The following is a 15,907-nucleotide window of genomic DNA, read 5'->3' on the forward strand; positions in this document are numbered from 1 at the left end:
ACGGAATTCGATTCTGCATTGCAGAATCCCCAGAGCCCGACGGTCATCGCCGATCGCGGCCTCGATGATCCGTCCCGCTCTTTTTCAACCCCGAAGGGAGTCCCGCCATGGGACGACGACGCCTTCACGCCCGAAGAATGGCCGCGATCTCCGTGAGCGCCCTCGCCGCCACGTCCCTGCTCGCCGCCTGCTCCTCCAGCCAGAGCCCGGCCTCCCGCGCGCAGGACTCCACCCTCCAGAAGGTGACCCGCAGCGGCACGCTGCGGGTGGCCAGCTGTCTGACGTTCCCGCCCTTCGGCTCGACCGACAAGGGCAACAAGCCCCAGGGCTTCGACGTCGATGTCGCCAAGGCCATGGCCAAGGCGCTCGGCGTCAAGGCGAAGATCGTCGACACCACCTCCGCCAACCGCATCCCCAATCTGCGCACGCACAAGGTCGACGCCGTGGTCTGCAACTTCACCACCACCGCCGAGCGCGCCAAGCAGGTCGCCTTCAGCGATCCGTACATCGTCGCCGGTGAGGTGCTGATGGTGAAGAAGTCCAGCGCCATCGCGAGCCTGAAGGACCTCTCGGGCAAGAAGGTGGCGGTCACCAAGGGCTCCACCAACGGTGCCGCCGTGAAGGAGGGCAACCCGAAGGCGCAGATCCAGGAGTACGACACCTCCGCGGCCGCCGTGCTCGCGGTCAAGCAGGGCCAGGCCGACGCCATGGTCGAGGACTCCAACTTCCTCAACTACCAGGCCAAGAGCGACCCCTCCCTCAAGGTCACCAAGGTGTCCGTCGTACCGCTGGAGTACAACGCGATCGGCGTGGGCCAGGGCGACCCCGACTGGCTCCAGTGGATCAACACCTGGCTGCGGGAGTTCAACACCTCCGGCCAGAGCGCGGCCCTCTACAAGAAGTGGTTCGGCGTCAAGCCGGTCTACCCGCTCAACCCGTCCTACTGAGCCCAGCCGGGCGGCGGCACCCCGCCGCCGCCCCCCGTGGAGGAACCCCATGTTCGCCGACTGGACGTACGCCCTCCAGGACTGGCCCACCTACCTCGGCGCGGCCTGGCTGACCCTGAAGCTGTCCCTCGCCGCCTTCGTCCTCGCCTGCGCCCTCGGGCTGCTCGGCGCCCTCGCCCGCCGGTCGCGCCACGCCCTGGTCCGCGCCCCGGCCGCCGTGTACGTCGAGGTCATCCGCAACACCCCGGTGCTGCTACAGATGTTCGTCGCCTACTTCGCCCTGCCCTCGGCCGGGCTGCGGCTCAGCCCCGTCCAGGCGGGCATCGCGGCGCTCGGCGTCAACGTCGGCGCGTACCTCACCGAGATCTTCCGGGCCGGGATCCAGGCCGTCCCGAGCGGCCAGCGCGAGGCGTCCCGCGTGCTCGCCCTCAGCCCCTTCCGTACCTTCCTGCACGTCGTGCTCCCGCAGGCGCTGCGCAACGTCTACCCGGCCGTGATCAACCAGCTCGTCCAGATCATCCTGGGCTCGTCGCTGCTCTCGGCCATCTCCGTGCCCGAACTCACCGGCACCGCCATGGTGATCAACTCCCGCAATCTGCTCACCATCCAGGTGTTCGGCATCGCCGCCGTGCTCTACCTGGTGCTCACCAACGTGGTCGTGCTGGTGGCGGAACTGATCGGCCGCGCGGCCTTCAAACCGCCGCTGCGCCCGATCCGCCCCCACCAGTCGGTCCTGGCGGGTCTGCGGACCGCGGCCCGCCGTCTCGTCCTGATCCGCAAGGAGGCGTGATGGACTGGTCGGTCCTGTGGTCCAACCGCGACCTGTACGCCTCCGGGCTGTGGTCCACCGTCCTGCTGTCCGCCGCGGCCATCGCCGCCTGCACCCTGCTCGGCCTGGTCATCGCGGCCATCCGCACCAGCCGGATCCCCGTCCTGGCCCAGCTGGCCCGCTGCTACCTGGAGGTCTTCCGGGGCACCCCGCTGCTGGTCCAGATGCTCTTCATCTACTTCGGCGCCGCCTACCTGGGCATCGGGAGCATCTCCGTCTTCGGCGCCGCCCTGCTCGCGCTCACCCTCTTCCAGGGCGCCTACGTCGCGGAGATCTTCCGCTCCGGCATCGAGGCCGTCCCGCGCGGCCAGTGGGAGGCGGCGCGGGTCCTGGGTCTGTCCCGCACCCAGACCTTCGGGTCGGTGATCCTGCCCCAGACCCGGGCCATCGTGCTGCCCCCGCTGGTGGGCCAGTACCTCTCGCTCGTCAAGGACACCTCGATCGCCGTCGTCATCGGCTACGCCGAACTGCTCCGCGAGGGGCAGGCCATCGTGGACCGGGACGGGCACCCGGGCATGGCGTACCTGGCCATCGCCGTCCTGTACTTCGTCATCTGTTCCCCGCTGTCGGTCGTCGTCCGGCGCATGGAGAGAAAGGCCGTGACCGCCTGATGATCACCAAGTCCCCCATGGAACGGACCCCGCCCACCACCGCCCAGGTCGCCCTGTCCGGCGTGCACAAGCGCTTCGGCGACCTGGAGGTCCTCAAGGGCGTCGACATCGAGGTCGGCTCCGGCGAGGTCGTGGTGCTCATCGGGGCCAGCGGCTCCGGCAAGAGCACCCTGCTGAGGATCATGTGCGACCTGGAACGCGCCGACCGCGGAGAGGTCTGGGTCAACGGAGTCCCGCTGCACGACCGCAAGCGCGCACCCGAGATCTTCGGCCACGTCGGCATGGTCTTCCAGCAGTTCAACCTGTTCCCGCACCGCACCGCGCTGGGCAATGTGACCCTCGCGCTGCTCAAGGTGCGCAAGATCAGCCGTAAGGCGGCCGAGGAGCGGGGTCGGGAGGTGCTGGCCCGAGTCGGGCTCGCCGACAAGGCGGACGCCTACCCGGCCCAGCTGTCCGGCGGCCAGCAGCAGCGCGTGGCGATCGCCCGCGCGCTCGCCATGGACCCCGCCGTCATGTTCTTCGACGAACCCACCTCCGCCCTCGACCCGGAGCTGGTCGGCGAGGTCACCGGCGTCATGCGGTCCCTGGCCGACGAGGGCATGACCATGGTGGTCGTCACCCACGAGATGCGGTTCGCCCGGGACACCGCCGACCACGTGGTCTTCATGGACGGCGGTGTCGTCCTCGAACAGGGCACGCCCGAGCGCGTCTTCGGCAGTCCGGCCGAGGCCCGCACCCAGCAGTTCCTGCACCGGGTGCTGGACACCTAAGAGGGGTCGGATCAGCCCAGCGGGGCGAAGGTGAACGAGAACTCCGCCGGGGCCACCAGCAGCCGGTGCGGCTCCAGCACCCCAGGACCGCAGGACTGGCTGCCGATGCCCTGCTGGCCGTGGTCGAGGTTGACCCACACCGTGTCGGGCGACGCGACCAGGTCCGGGGTGTGCTCGGCCGCGTCCAGCTGCTCCGTGGTCCAGCGGCGCGCGGTGAACCAGAACGGCGGGTGGCCCTCGATGCGCAGGCCCGTGCCGTCCGGGGCGGTCAGCCGCGCCCAGCGCACATCGGCCCGCGCCCCGTTCTCCTGCGGCCGCACGTACGGCGTCTGCATGTCGTCCACCGACAGCGCCCAGCGCCCCAGCCGGGAGGCGGCCCGGGTGTCCGGGTACGCCTCGCCGGGGCCGCCGCCGAACCACTCCGCGGCGCCCAGCGCGGCGGGCACCCCGAGCCGTACGCCCAGCCGGGGCAGCGGGCAGGTCCACGCGCCGAGCGGGGTGACGGAGACGGCCAGCCGCAGCCGGTCCCCGTCCGCCGTCCAGCGGTAGACCGCCGTCAGCCCGACGTCGGTCGCCGCCGGGGCGACCCGGGTACGGACGGTCAGCTCCCGGTCCGCGAGCTCCACCGCGTCGACCCGGTGCTGGAGCCGGTGCAGGCCCAGCTGCCGCCAGATCAGCCCGTAGCGCTCGTCGGGCTGCCAGGACGCGCCGTTGTCGTTGTCGGTGGGGGCCCGCCAGAGGTCGAGCCGGGGGCCGGTGAGGGTGAGCCCGCCGAGGTCGGTCAGGGTGCCGGTGGCGGCGTCGAACGTGCCCGGGCCGAGGACGATCCGGTCCCCGCCGTGGCGCGGCGCCGCCGTGGCCGCAGCGGAGGCGGGCGCGGCGGCCGCTGAGCCGGGCAGCTGCGCCCAGGCCACCACATGCCCCGCCTCGCCCCACGCCGTGGCCGCGGCGAGCCGCGCTTCGACCGTCCAGCGGGTCTCGTCGCCCGGCGCGGTGGCCGTGGGCGCGGGCAGCTTGAGGTCGGCGGACTGGCCGGGGGCCAGCGGTGGCACCGTCAGCTCGCCGGACCCGACCGCCACGCCCTCGGCCTCGTACGCCCAGGTGAAGGCGAGATGGGACAGGTCGGTGAAGTCGTGGCCGTTGGTGATCCGGACCGTCCCGGCGGCCCCGTCGCCCTCGATCCGCACCGGCTCGATGACCTTCTTGTACTCGACCAGCCCCGGGGACGGGGTGCGGTCGGGGAAGAGGAGCCCGTCGCAGACGAAGTTGCCGTCGTGCAGCTCCTCGCCGAAGTCGCCGCCGTACGCGTAGTAGCGTGTGCCGTTCGGCGTGTGCCGGGCGAAGCCGTGGTCGATCCACTCCCACACGAACCCGCCCTGGAGCCGTTCGTGCGACGCGAACAGCCGCTGGTACTCGCTCAGTCCGCCAGGACCGTTGCCCATGGCGTGCGCGTACTCGCACTGGATGAACGGCAGCTCCCGCCGCCGCGCGTCCAGCGCGGGGTCGCCCCAGGGCGCCTCCGTACGGGCGCCGATCTGCGCGACCTCCTCGTGCGGCGCGTACATCCGGGAGTAGATCCCGGTGTCGGCGCAGGACAGATCGCCCTCGTAGTGGATCACCCGGGACGGGTCGCGCTCCCGGATCCAATCGGCCATCGCGGACAGCCCGCGGCCCGTGCCGCACTCGTTGCCGAGCGACCACATCACGATGGACGGGTGATTCTTGTCGCGCTCGACCATCCGGGCGGCCCGGTCGAGCAGCGCGGGGGTCCAGCGGTCGTCGTCGACCGGGTTGTTCCGCCAGTCGAGGTCGACGAAGCCATGGGTCTCCAGGTCACATTCGTCGATGACCCACAGCCCCAGCTCGTCGCACAGGTCGAGGAAGGCGGGGTGCGGCGGATAGTGGCTGGTGCGCACGGCGTTGATGTTGTGCCGCTTCATCAGCTCCAGATCGCGGCGCATCGTCGCCAGGTCCAGCGCGCGGCCGGTCTCCGGGTGGAACTCGTGCCGGTTCACGCCCCGGAACAGCACCCTCCGGCCGTTGACCTTGAACACCCCGTCCTCGACCAGGACCGTGCGGAAGCCGATCCGCAGCGCGATCGTCTCGCCCCCGGTGGTCAGCGTGCCCTCGTACAGCCGCGGCGTCTCCGCCGTCCACGGCTCGACGGCGACGGTGGCGCTCTCCCCGGTCGCCAGGTCGAGACCCAGCTCGGGCACGGTGACCCGGCCGCCGCCCGGCCCGGCGTCGACCCGCAGCGTGCCCGCGCCGCTCACGTGGTCGTACGAGGCGTGTACGAAGAAGTCGGCCACGGCGCCCGCGGGGCGGTGCAGCAGCGTCACCTCGCGGAAGATCCCCGGCAGCCACCACTGGTCCTGGTCCTCCAGATAGCTGCCGGAGGACCACTGGTGCACGCGCACCGCCAGCACGTTCCCCGACGGCTTCAGCAGCCCCGCGACCGCGAACTCGTGCGGCAGCCGGCTGCCCTTGAAGGTGCCCAGCTCCTCCCCGTTGAGCCAGACCCGGGCGCAGGACTCGACGCCCTCGAAGCGCAGCACCGCCTCCCCGTCCGCCGGCCAGTCGCCGGGCAGGTCGAAGACGCGCAGATGGTCACCGGTCGGGTTCTCGGTGGGCACGCGCGGCGGGTCCACCGGGAACGGATAGTTCACGTTGGTGTAGATCGGCGCGCCGTGGCCGTGCAGCACCCAGTGCGCGGGCACCGGCATCTCGCCCCAGCCGGAGGCGTCGTAGCCGGGGCGGGCGAAGGAGTCGTCCTCGGTGGCCGCGGTCGGCGACAGCCGGAACGCCCAGGTGCCGCCGAGGCTCAGCCGGGCGGCGTCGGAGCCGGGGGCCCAGGCGCGCGGCGGCAGGCATCCGGTGCCGGGGGAGACGTCCTCGTAGTAGGGAAGCGGCGTGTGCTGCGTGGAGTTCATCGTTCTCCTCGGTCAGCCCTTGATACCGGTCTGTGCCACACCCTGCACGAGCCAGCGCTGGAGGAACACGAAGACGAGCACAAGTGGCAGGATCGATACGGCCGTTGCCATGAAGATCAGGTGGATGTTGATCGTCTGGGCGGTCATGTACGAGGACAGCGCGACCTGCACGGTCCACGAGTTCTGATCCTGGCCGATCACCAGGGGCCACAGGAAGGCGTTCCAGCCGCTGATGAACGTGATGACCGAGATCGCCGCGAAGAAGTTGAGCGAATTGGGCACCACGATGCGCCAGTACGCCCCCCAGTAGCCCAGCCCGTCCACCCGGGCCGCCTCCTCCAGCTCCTTGGGGAAGCCCAGGAAGTACTGGCGGAAGAGGAACGCGGTGAAACCGCTGAACAGGCCGGGGATGATCAGACCGCGCAGCGAGGAGACCCAGCCGAGCGACGAGACCAGGACATAGCTCGGCACGAAGGTCACGGCCGCCGGGACCATGAGGGTGAACAGGACGGTGTACAGCACCTTGTTGGCGTGCTTGTACGGGATGCGCGCCAGTCCGTATCCGGCCAGCGAGCACACCAGCAGCGTGCCCAGGGTGTGCAGCACGGCCACCACGGTGGAGTTCCACAGCGCCCGGGCGAAGGGGACGGAGGGGTCGTCGAACAGCTCCTTGACGTTCCCCCACTGGAGGTCGGTGGGGAAGAACGCCCAGTCCTCGCCGGTGATGTCCGCGTCGGAGGACAGGGCGTTGCGGACGATCAGATAGAAGGGGACGAGGAACAGCACCGTCGCGACGCCGAGCGCGACGTACAGCCCGGTGCTGCTCATGACGGAGCGCGCGGTGCGCTGCTTGCCTCGCAGGGGGCTGGGCGCCGTTGCGGTCATTTGTCGTCACCCCTTCCGAAGCCGAGGAACTTGCCCTGGGCCAGGGTGACCATGGCGATGAGCAGGGCGAGGATGAGGGCGCCCGCGCTGGCGTGCCCGTAGTCCTGGTTGGCGCCGAGTGCCTGGAGGTACAGCTCGACCAGCGGCGGGCGGCCCCAGGTGGCGCGGCCCTCGTCCAGGATGTTGTAGAACTCGTCGAACGCCTGGTACGCCGCGATGAGCAGCAGCAGGACGACCGCGACCGAGGTGGCGCGCAGTTGCGGCAGGGTGATGTGGCGGAACGTCTGCCAGCCGGACTTGGCGCCGTCGACGGCCGCCGCCTCGTACAGCTCGCGCGGGATGTTCTGGAGCGCGGCCAGGAACAGGATCATGTAGAACCCGCACTGGAGCCACAGCCGGGCGGTGCAGAGCACCAGCCAGTACCAGGGCGGATGGGGCGAGGCGAGCCAGGCGACGGAGTCGACGCCGAACCAGCTTAAGGCGGTGTTGACCAGGCCGTAGTGCAGCCCGTTGAACATCGACATCTTCCAGACCAGCGAGGCCACGACGAAGCTGCACGCGGTCGGCAGGAAGAACACCGAGCGGAAGAACGCCTTCATGAAGCGGATGCGGTGCACCAGCAGCGCGAGGGCGAGGGAGAACGCGTAGGTGATCGGGACGATGATCGCGGCGAAGACCGTGAAGTTGATCAGGCTGTCCACGAAGTCGCCGTCGCCGAGCATGTCGGCGTAGTTGCCGAGGCCGACGAACTCGGTGGGGGCGACGGTGCCCTTCGCGTTGTGCAGGCTGAGCCAGAGGCTCCAGCCGATCGGTACGTAGACGAAGACGATCAGCCCGATGAGGAACGGGCCGGTGAACAGCCAGAAGTTGAGGGTGCGGCCGCGGCTGCCGCCGAGTCCGCGCAGCCGCCGCCCGGCGGGGGCCGCCTTGCGGGGCCGCGCGGGGGCGGCGCTCTGGGTGGGTGTGGTGGTGGCCATGTCGGTTCCGGACGCCCGCCCTAACGAAGCTTCTTCAGGTCGCGCTCGACCTTCTTGTCGGCCTTGTCGAGTTCGGCCGCGGGATTCTTGCTGTCGCGTACCGAGCTGACCACCGCGTCGAGCACGATGTTGAACATGCCCTCCGTCCAGTACGGGTCGTCGAAGATTCCGTGGCGGTTGAACAGCTCGACCGCCTCGGCCGCGACCCCGCTCTTGAGCTTGTCCGCACCGGCGGCGATGCTCTTGCGCGCGGGAATGTGGAACCCGTAGTCCAGCGCCCATTCCTGCTGGTACTTCTTCTGCTCGATCCACAGCCACTTGACGAATTCCTTGGCCCCGTCGACGTCCTTGGCCTTGGCGGAGACGTAGGTGGACCAGCCGCCGTTGTAGACCACCGGGCGGCCGTTCTTCCCGGACTTGGGGAACGGGAAGATTCCGAAGTCGTCGCCGAACGCCTTCTGGATCGCCGGTATCGCCCATATCCCGCACCACTGGATCGCGCACAGCCCCTGGACGAAGCTGGTCGGGTCCCAGGTCTCGGTCGGGGCGCCCAGCAGCAGCGACTTGCTCGTGTACAGCTCCCGCGCCTTGGTGAGGGTCTCCTCCAACTCCTCGGTGTGGTAGGCGATCTTGTGGTCCTCGGTGAGGTAATGGGTGCCGTTGGACCAGACGAGCGGCTTGCTGATGGTCTTCAGGTTCTGGCCGATGTACAGCCCCTTGACCTTGCCCTTGGTCAGTTTGTGTGCGATGTCGATGAGTTCGTCGAACGTCGTCGGCGGCTTGACCCCGGCATCCTCGAAGAGGGACTTGCGGTAGAAGAAGAACTGCGGGTCGTCGATCATGCGGATTCCGTAGATCTTTCCGTCCACGGAATTCGCCGTGATGTCCTCCGGCAGGAAGTCGTCCTTGACGTCGGCGATGATGTCGTCGAGCGGGACGATCTGCTTCGAGCGCACCAATTGCAGATCGGGGTGGTATTCGAAGACGTCCGGGCGGCCCGAACCCAGCAGCGAGGTCGCCAGCTTGGATTCGTACTCACCCGGCACCCATTCGATGGTGACCTTCGCCTTGTCGTACGCGTCGGCGAACTTCTTGGCGGCCTGCTGGGTGCCCGGCTCCCCGTACGCGTGGTACATCTGCTTGATCGACTTGCCACCGCCGCCGGAGCGGCCGGTGTTCGAACCGCAGGCGGCGAGTGCGCCCAGAGCGGCCATCCCGCCGACGGCGCGCAGCACGCTGCGGCGGTCCCAGTCCCTGGCATCCCTGGCTCTGTTCATTGCCGACATGTGACGTCCTTGTCTCGGATCACGATCACGGGTGCACGGCCAAGTGCGTTGGTGCAGCGGGACGTTAGCCATAGACGAAGACTTCGGCAAGGGGTTGGACGAAGTGGGTGGCACGACGTGTGGGGCGGTTCGAGGGTTCGAACGACCAGGGGAATGGGAACGCTCCCACGCCCCCGTTACGAGGAGGTGCCGCGCGTCCTCGCGGCCGTCGGACGGCGGTGCTTCAGCCCGACGGACGACAGCGAACCCTCCAGCACGAAGGTCGCCGCCCCGAGGCTCACCGGGTTCGACGGGATCGGGCACAGTACGATCTCGGTGCTCGCCAGCGGACGACGCAGCGCGCGCCCCGCCACCGCCTCGCGCACCTCCGCCAGCAGCCCTTCGCCCAGCGCGGCCGCGACCCAGCTGCTGAGCACGATCACTTCCGGGTTGAGCAGATTGATCAGGTCGGCGAGGCCCGCCCCGAGATAGCGGGCGGTGTCCCGGACCACCTGGGCGGCCACCGGGTCCCCGTCCGCCAGGCCCCGCCCCAGGGCCTCGATGGTCGCCGTCTGGTCGTCGCCACGCAACAGCGGGCTGTCCGGGCTCAGTTCGCGCAGATTCCGCATGATGCCCGGCGCGCCGACGTACGTCTCCACACAGCCGCGGTTGCCGCAGTGGCACGGCCGGCCGTCCAGGATGAGGGTGGTGTGCCCCCACTCGCCGGCGCTGTTGCTGACCCCGCGGTGCAGCGCCCCGCCGAGCGCGAGCCCGGCGCCCACGCCCGTACCGAGGTTCACCACCACCGCGTCCCCCCGCCCGCGCGCCGCGCCGAACCACTGCTCGGCCACCGTGCACGCGCGCAGCGGGTTGTCGAGGTACAGGGGGTACGGGATGTGGTCGGCCAGCATCCGCAGCAGCGGTACGTCGTGCCAGTCCCAGTTGGGCGCGAACACCGACACCCCGCCCTCCCGGTCCACCTGCCCGGGCATGCTGATGCCCACGCCCAGCACCCGGTCGGGCGCGATCTCCGCCTGCCCGACCACGGACGCCACGGCGGCGGCGATGTGTCCCACCACCTTGGTCGGGTCGTTCTCCTCCGGACGCTCCGGGCGCAACTCCTGGTCGGCGCGGGCGAGGACGGTCAGGGCGAGGTCGAACAGCTCGACATGGACGTACGTCTCCGCGACGTCCACCCCGATCAGCGCGCCTCCGGAGGAGTTGACGGCGACCAGCCCGCGCGGGCGGCCGCCGTCGGAGTCCTCGTACCCGACCTCGACCAGCATGCCCAGCTCCAGCAGCTCGCCGACGAGATTGGCGACCGTGGCCAGGCTCAGCCCGGTCGCCGCGGCCACCTCCTGCCGGGACACCGGGGATTCGGCGACGATGTGGCGCAGTACCCCGTAGCGGTTGGCGGTGCGGATGTCGCGGGATGTGCGCTTCACGCCGGAATCCCCTCCGTGGCTCTCTCGGCTGATGCCGCGCCAGGCTAGAGTGTGCGCCAGACCATAGACAACCCCTTCGCACAACCCTTGTACGAAGCGTCGGGGCTGAGGGGTGACCCCGGCGTATCGCGTTGAGTGGTGGTTTCGGCCCCTGGATCCTCAGCGGGCGTCGAGCACCTGCCGTACGACGGGCCCGGCGGCGTCGCCCCCGTGTCCGCCCGCCGTGACCACGGCGGCCGCGGCCACGTCGTCCCGGTAGGCCGTGAACCAGGCGTTGGTCTTCACCTGACCGTCGATCTCAGCCGAGCCGGTCTTGGCTCCGACGTCGCCGCCGAGCCCGGCCATCGCCGCTCGGGCGGTGCCGCTCGTCGCCGTCAGCCGCATCATGCCCTTCAGCTGCTGTACGGCCGCCGGGCTCAGGGCCCGCTCGCTGGTGGCGATCCTGCGGTCGTCCACCGACGGCGGCACCAGCACCGGCTGCTTGAAGGCGCCCGTCCGCGCGGTGGCCGCCACCGACGCCATGGTCAGCGGGTTCATCTGCACCGTGCCCTGCCCGATGACCGCCGCGGCCTTGCCGTCCCCGCCCTCCGTCGGCACCGAGCCGTCGAACGTCGTGACCCCCACCTGCCAGTCCAGCCCGATCCCGAACACCGCCCGTGCCTCCTCCGCCACCCCGGCGTCGGGTAGGGAGCCCGCGAGCGAGACGAACGCGGTGTTGCAGGAGGCAGCGAAGTCCTCCGCGAAGGTGGCGCTCGGGTTCTCGCTGTCCTCGACGTTGTGGAACGTCATGCCCTGCGCGTACGCCGCCGTCTTCGGGCACGGCACCCGCTGCGCGGGCGTCACCTTGCCCGACTCCAGCAGCGCGGCGGCGGTGATTATCTTGAACGTCGACCCGGGCGCGGTCTGCCCCTGTAACGCGGCGTTGAACTCGGCCTTGTCCGAGTTGGCCACCGCGAGGATCTCCCCGGTGCTGGGCTTGAGCGCCACCACGGACGCCCCGGCCCGCTCACCCACGGCCGACTCCGCGCGCCGCTGCACCTTCTGATCCAGCGTCGTACGCAGGCTCCCCGGTCTGCCCTTGGCCACCACGTGCAGCGTCGGCCCGGCCGTCCCGTCGGCCTTGACCGCCGCCACCTCGACCCGGGCCGCGCCACCGGACTTGGCGCCGTATCTCTCCCGCAGCGCGTTCAGCACCGGGTCGAGGGACGGATAGCGGCCCTGCTTCACCACCGTGCCGGTCCGGTCCAGCACCCGGACCGGCTGATCGTCCGCCATGCCCGTCTGCAACGTTTCACCGGTCGTCAGCTTCGGGTGGAGGACCGCCGGTTTCCAGTCCACCAGCGGCTTCCCCGTGGTCCGGCCCCGCACGACGGTCAGTGCCGAGTCGTACGTCCAGGTCGAACGGGTCTTCCCGAAGACGATCTCCGCCTTGACCCGGAACGGCACCGTGGCGCTGTCGGCGTCGCTCGCCGTGAGCGTCACCTTCTCGACCCGGCCGTCCTCGCGGTAGCGGCTCAGCGCGGTGCCCGCGCTCTGGGCGTCGTTGGTGAACGCGGCGGCCCGCAGATCGTTCTGGTCCGCCCACGCGGTCAGGAACTCCCGTGCCGTCTCCTTGACTTCGGCCGGCGTCACCGCGCCGTCCGGAACCGACGGTCCGCTGCCGCCCGTCACCCCCGTGTAGAGGTTGTACCCCCCGATTCCCGCAACTCCGATGAACCCCGCTAACGCCGTACCGAGTACGACTCTCCCCGCTGTACGCATGGCGTCGCCCGCCCCCAGGTGTGGTCGGCGCCCCGCTTATCAGGCCGCCTGCTCCATCTCACCGCGCAGCGCCCGCGTGTACACCCCGAGCAGCCGCCCGTACTCCGCCCGCTCGGCAGGCCGCAGAGCCCGCCCGGCCCGGGCCCGCAGAAACACGCGGATCGCCTCGTTGGCCTGGTCGGTGGAAGTGGTCACTAAGGCAGGGCTCTGGGGAGTAGGAGTCGGACGCATGACCAATAGAGTAGGGGCAGGCACTGACAATCGCTGTGGCCCAAACCTCTCAACTGGCCTGTTACCCCCGGTATGTGAGGAACAACGCATCCGCCGTACGGGTCTTCCCCCTCGCGCGGTCTGGCATATGCCCCGGCTCCGCGGTGCCCCGGCGAACGGCATCGCCGCAGGTCAGTGCCCCGTGCCTACGTCGTCCGTACGGCCACCCCGGCCGCGGTCAGTCGGTCCCTCTCCTCGTCCGGCGCCGTCTCGTCCGTGACGACCGCGTCCAGGCCGGAAGCGGCTGTGACGAACGCCAAGGCGGTGTGGGTGAGTTTGGCGCCGTCCGCGACGGCGATCACGCGGCGGGACGAGGCGATGGCGGCGCGCTTCACGGCCGCGTCGTCCAGGTCGTAGGCGGTCAGTCCGTCCGCGGCGGTCAGCCCGCAGCAGCCGATGACCGCGGTGTCGAAGCGCAGCGCGGCCAGCGACGCCTGGGTCAGCGGGCCGGTCAGCGCCAACTCGCCCTGCCGGGGCCGCCCGCCGGGCACCAGCAGCGTCAGCTGCGGTGCTCCGGCCAGCGCGTTCACCGCGTGCAGGGACAGCGGCATCACGGTCAGTCGGCGGCGCTCCAGCGCCCGGGCCACCTCCAGGCAGGTGGTGCCGCTGTCGAGGGCGACGGACTCCCCGTCGGCGATCAGCCCCGCGACCTCCGCGGCGATGCGCCGCTTGGCGTCCAGCCCCTCCTGGGCGCGCAGCGCGAACGGCGGCTCCTCGCCGCGCAGCAGCAGGCTCCTCGCCCCACCCCGGTAGCGCTCCAGGACGCCCTGTGCGGCCAGCACCTCCAGGTCGCGCCGGATGGTCATCTCCGAAGCGCCGGTGAGGGCGGCCAGTTCGGCGACTCCGACGCGGCCCGCGCTCCGTACGGCCTCGGTGATCTGCCTCAGTCGATCTGTGCCTGCCATGGTGTGATTGAACATGTTTGGTGTTCGAAAGGCAATCTTTCGAACGCGTAGCTTGTTCGCTACGTTCGAGGCATGGAGAGTACGGAGAGCACGGAGACCATGGAGAGTGCGGAGAACGCAGCGAGTTCGCTGCGGGCCGCCCGGCTGGCCACCTTCACCTACTTCGCCCTGAACGGCTTCCTCATGGGGATGTGGATCGTCCACATCCCCGGCATCGAACACCGCGCGGGCACCGGCCACGCCCTGTTCGGCTGGCTCCTTCTCCTCCTCGGCGCGGGAGCCTTCGCGGCCATGCAGATCGCGGGCCCCCTCACCGACCGTTTCGGCGCCCGCGTCGTCGTACCGCTCGGCGCGGCGCTGTGCAGCGCCACCCTGATCCTGCCGGGCCTGGCCACCAACGCCTGGACGCTGGGGGCGGCACTGCTGGTGCTCGGGGTGGGCAACGGCTGCCTGGACGTCAGCATGAACGCCCATGCCGTCCAGGTCGAACGCGGCTACGGGCGGCCCGTCATGTCCGCCTTCCACGCCACCTTCTCCCTCGGCGGTGTCCTCGCCTCGCTCGTCGGCGCCCGCACCCTCGGCTGGGGCTGGAGCCCCGCGGCGACCCTGACCGCGGCGGCGGCCCTCGGCCTCGCCGTCACGGCGGCGGCGTCCCGCGCACTGCTGCGTCCCGTCCCTGGGCCGGGTGTTGACGTCCCTGCCCCGAAGCCCCGGTACCGGACGCCCCGCCGCATCTGGGCGCTGGCCGCCCTGGCGCTGATGATCATGCTGTGCGAGGGCGTGGCCAACGACTGGAGCGTGCTCCATCTGCGCAACGTCCTGGACGCGCCCGACGCCACCGCCGCCCTCGCCTTCGGAGCCTTCGCCACCGCCATGACCACCGGCCGCCTGCTCGCCGACCGCGTGGCCGCCCGGGTCGGCCCGGTGGCCATCCTCCGCTACGGCGCCTCCGCGGCCGCCCTCGGCATGACCGCGGCCGCGCTCTCGCCCTGGATCCCCCTGGCGCTGCTCGGCTGGACCGTGTTCGGCGCCGGACTCTCCGGCTGCGTCCCCCAGCTCTTCAGCGCCGCGGGCCACACCGACCAGTCCACCGCCGGAGCCAATGTCTCCCGCGTCGCCGGTCTCGGCTACCTCGGCATGCTCGCGGGCCCCGCCGTCATCGGCCCCCTGACCGGCCTCGTGCCGCTCAACCTCACCTTTTTCCTCCCCGTCGCCTTCTGCGTGATCGCCGCGTGCGCGGCGGGCATCCTGCGGACCCCGGCGCCGGAACCGCGACCCGGAAAAACGGTTGCCCCCGTGGCCGTACGGGGGTCGGATAGTGCCCCATGAGCCCAGTGCCCCTCGTCGACGACACCCTCGTACGGCGGCTGATCGCCGGACAGTTCCCGCAATGGGCGGGGCTGGACGTCGTACGGTTCCCGTCCGGCGGCACCGTCAACGCCGTCTACCGGCTGGGTGACGCCATGGCCGTACGGCTGCCGCTGGTGGCGGGCGGAGCCTCGGACGTGGCGACCGAGCAGCGCTGGCTGCCCCGCCTCGCGCCCCTGCTGCCCGCGGCCATCCCCGAGGTGTTCGGCACCGGGGAGCCCGCCGAGGGATACCCCTGGCCGTGGTCGGTGCACCGCTGGCTGGCGGGGGAGAACCCCGAGGAGGACGCGCTTCGCGAGCCGTTGCTGCTGGCCAAGGACCTGGCCGGGTTCGTGGCCGCGATGCGCGGTGTCTCCCTGCCGGACGCCCCGAGGGCCTACCGCGGAGGCCCTCTCGCCACGCTCGACGTGGAGACCCGAGCGGCGATCGAGCAACTCCGCGCCATCCCGGAGGAGGGCATTGACTGCGACGCCGTAACCGCCATCTGGGACGACGCCCTGCGGACCCCGGACTGGGACGGCCCGCCGGTATGGCTGCACGCCGACCTGATGCCGGGCAACCTGCTGGTGGACGGGAGTGGCAGGCTGGCCGCGGTGATCGACTTCGGCTGCATGGGCGTGGGCGACCCGGCCTGCGACCTGTTCCCGGCGTGGAACCTGCTGCCTTCGGCTGCCCGGGATGTCTTCCGCGAGGCGCTGGCCGTGGACGACGCGACTTGGATCCGCGGCCGCGCCCGCACCCTCTCCCAGGCCCTGATCGCCCTGCCGGACCACCGGGGATCGAACCCAGCGATGGCGCGCAACGCCCGCCACGTGATCCGGGCGGTGCTGGACGAGCGCCGAGGTCGCGCATCGTGCTGGCGTGTGCGGACGGGGCGCCGAATGCGCGTGTTGCGGCAGAGGTCGGCGTAACGGTAGCGACGGTGAGGAAGTGGCGGGGGAAGT

14 protein-coding genes are annotated in these 15,907 nt (G+C 70.8%); 6 read left to right on the forward strand and 8 right to left on the reverse strand.

Annotated elements, in window-relative coordinates:
- Window positions 1–107 precede the first annotated feature (107 nt).
- The 4 genes from LCH29_RS36680 to LCH29_RS36695 are packed head-to-tail and all read left to right on the forward strand — an operon-like array spanning window position 108 to window position 3,157.
- Complete coding sequence (locus LCH29_RS36680; protein WP_446466003.1) at window positions 108–947, forward strand: ABC transporter substrate-binding protein; 840 nt, start codon at window positions 108–110, stop codon at window positions 945–947.
- A 49-nt stretch (window positions 948–996) separates the two neighbouring features.
- Window positions 997–1,737: an amino acid ABC transporter permease gene (locus tag LCH29_RS36685; RefSeq protein ID WP_246096863.1), complete on the forward strand. Its 741-nt coding sequence runs from the start codon at window positions 997–999 to the stop codon at window positions 1,735–1,737.
- A complete protein-coding gene (locus LCH29_RS36690) occupies window positions 1,737–2,387 on the forward strand; it encodes an amino acid ABC transporter permease (RefSeq protein ID WP_446466004.1) in 651 nt (216 codons plus the stop codon). The genes LCH29_RS36685 and LCH29_RS36690 overlap by 1 nt, the downstream gene beginning before the upstream one ends.
- 17 nt (window positions 2,388–2,404) lie before the next feature.
- Window positions 2,405–3,157: an amino acid ABC transporter ATP-binding protein gene (locus tag LCH29_RS36695; protein WP_446466005.1), complete on the forward strand. Its 753-nt coding sequence runs from the start codon at window positions 2,405–2,407 to the stop codon at window positions 3,155–3,157.
- An 11-nt stretch (window positions 3,158–3,168) separates the two neighbouring features.
- Here LCH29_RS36695 and LCH29_RS36700 read toward each other — a convergent pair whose 3' ends face one another.
- From LCH29_RS36700 to LCH29_RS36735, 8 genes are all read right to left on the reverse strand, one after another.
- Window positions 3,169–6,087, reverse strand: coding sequence for a glycoside hydrolase family 2 TIM barrel-domain containing protein (locus LCH29_RS36700; protein ID WP_446466006.1), 2,919 nt, complete (start codon window positions 6,085–6,087; stop codon window positions 3,169–3,171).
- 12 nt (window positions 6,088–6,099) lie between these two features.
- On the reverse strand, window positions 6,100–6,972 hold the full coding sequence (locus LCH29_RS36705; protein WP_446466007.1) for a carbohydrate ABC transporter permease: 873 nt from the start codon (window positions 6,970–6,972) through the stop codon (window positions 6,100–6,102).
- Window positions 6,969–7,949: a carbohydrate ABC transporter permease gene (locus tag LCH29_RS36710; RefSeq protein ID WP_446466008.1), complete on the reverse strand. Its 981-nt coding sequence runs from the start codon at window positions 7,947–7,949 to the stop codon at window positions 6,969–6,971. The genes LCH29_RS36705 and LCH29_RS36710 overlap by 4 nt, the downstream gene beginning before the upstream one ends.
- Window positions 7,950–7,969: 20 nt before the next feature.
- Window positions 7,970–9,226 carry an ABC transporter substrate-binding protein gene (locus tag LCH29_RS36715; protein WP_446466009.1) on the reverse strand — a complete coding sequence of 419 codons (1,257 nt, stop codon included), beginning with the start codon at window positions 9,224–9,226 and terminating at the stop codon, window positions 7,970–7,972.
- Between the two features lie 185 nt (window positions 9,227–9,411).
- On the reverse strand, window positions 9,412–10,659 hold the full coding sequence (locus LCH29_RS36720) for an ROK family protein (RefSeq protein ID WP_446466010.1): 1,248 nt from the start codon (window positions 10,657–10,659) through the stop codon (window positions 9,412–9,414).
- 159 nt (window positions 10,660–10,818) lie between these two features.
- Window positions 10,819–12,420, reverse strand: a complete 1,602-nt coding sequence (locus LCH29_RS36725; RefSeq protein WP_446466011.1) for a penicillin-binding transpeptidase domain-containing protein — start codon at window positions 12,418–12,420, stop codon at window positions 10,819–10,821.
- A gap of 39 nt (window positions 12,421–12,459) precedes the next feature.
- Window positions 12,460–12,615 (reverse strand): hypothetical protein, encoded by a 156-nt coding sequence (locus LCH29_RS36730; protein ID WP_246096865.1) that lies wholly within the window; start codon window positions 12,613–12,615, stop codon window positions 12,460–12,462.
- Window positions 12,616–12,836: 221 nt separating this feature from the next.
- Entirely contained in the window at window positions 12,837–13,595 is a 759-nt protein-coding gene (locus LCH29_RS36735; protein WP_446466012.1) for a DeoR/GlpR family DNA-binding transcription regulator, read from the reverse strand.
- Window positions 13,596–13,667: 72 nt separating this feature from the next.
- Here LCH29_RS36735 and LCH29_RS36740 point away from each other — a divergent pair, with 72 nt between their 5' ends.
- Both LCH29_RS36740 and LCH29_RS36745 read left to right on the forward strand, forming a co-directional pair.
- Complete coding sequence (locus LCH29_RS36740) at window positions 13,668–14,924, forward strand: MFS transporter (protein ID WP_446466013.1); 1,257 nt, start codon at window positions 13,668–13,670, stop codon at window positions 14,922–14,924.
- The gene (locus LCH29_RS36745; protein ID WP_446466014.1) at window positions 14,921–15,874 is read left to right on the forward strand and encodes an aminoglycoside phosphotransferase family protein; all 954 of its coding nucleotides are present in this window, start codon (window positions 14,921–14,923) and stop codon (window positions 15,872–15,874) included. The genes LCH29_RS36740 and LCH29_RS36745 overlap by 4 nt, the downstream gene beginning before the upstream one ends.
- Window positions 15,875–15,907: the final 33 nt, after the last annotated feature.

This window comes from Streptomyces sp. BRA346 (assembly GCF_052851135.1).

Coding starts and splice junctions, on each gene's coding strand:
- LCH29_RS36695 (WP_446466005.1), top strand. CDS start 2,405: ATGGAACGGACCCCGCCCACCACCGCCCAGGTCGCCCTGTCCGGCGTG.
- LCH29_RS36705 (WP_446466007.1), bottom strand. CDS start 6,972: ATGACCGCAACGGCGCCCAGCCCCCTGCGAGGCAAGCAGCGCACCGCG.
- LCH29_RS36725 (WP_446466011.1), bottom strand. CDS start 12,420: ATGCGTACAGCGGGGAGAGTCGTACTCGGTACGGCGTTAGCGGGGTTC.
- LCH29_RS36710 (WP_446466008.1), bottom strand. CDS start 7,949: ATGGCCACCACCACACCCACCCAGAGCGCCGCCCCCGCGCGGCCCCGC.
- LCH29_RS36735 (WP_446466012.1), bottom strand. CDS start 13,595: ATGGCAGGCACAGATCGACTGAGGCAGATCACCGAGGCCGTACGGAGC.
- LCH29_RS36715 (WP_446466009.1), bottom strand. CDS start 9,226: ATGAACAGAGCCAGGGATGCCAGGGACTGGGACCGCCGCAGCGTGCTG.
- LCH29_RS36700 (WP_446466006.1), bottom strand. CDS start 6,087: ATGAACTCCACGCAGCACACGCCGCTTCCCTACTACGAGGACGTCTCC.
- LCH29_RS36740 (WP_446466013.1), top strand. CDS start 13,668: ATGGAGAGTACGGAGAGCACGGAGACCATGGAGAGTGCGGAGAACGCA.
- LCH29_RS36685 (WP_246096863.1), top strand. CDS start 997: ATGTTCGCCGACTGGACGTACGCCCTCCAGGACTGGCCCACCTACCTC.
- LCH29_RS36690 (WP_446466004.1), top strand. CDS start 1,737: ATGGACTGGTCGGTCCTGTGGTCCAACCGCGACCTGTACGCCTCCGGG.
- LCH29_RS36745 (WP_446466014.1), top strand. CDS start 14,921: ATGAGCCCAGTGCCCCTCGTCGACGACACCCTCGTACGGCGGCTGATC.
- LCH29_RS36680 (WP_446466003.1), top strand. CDS start 108: ATGGGACGACGACGCCTTCACGCCCGAAGAATGGCCGCGATCTCCGTG.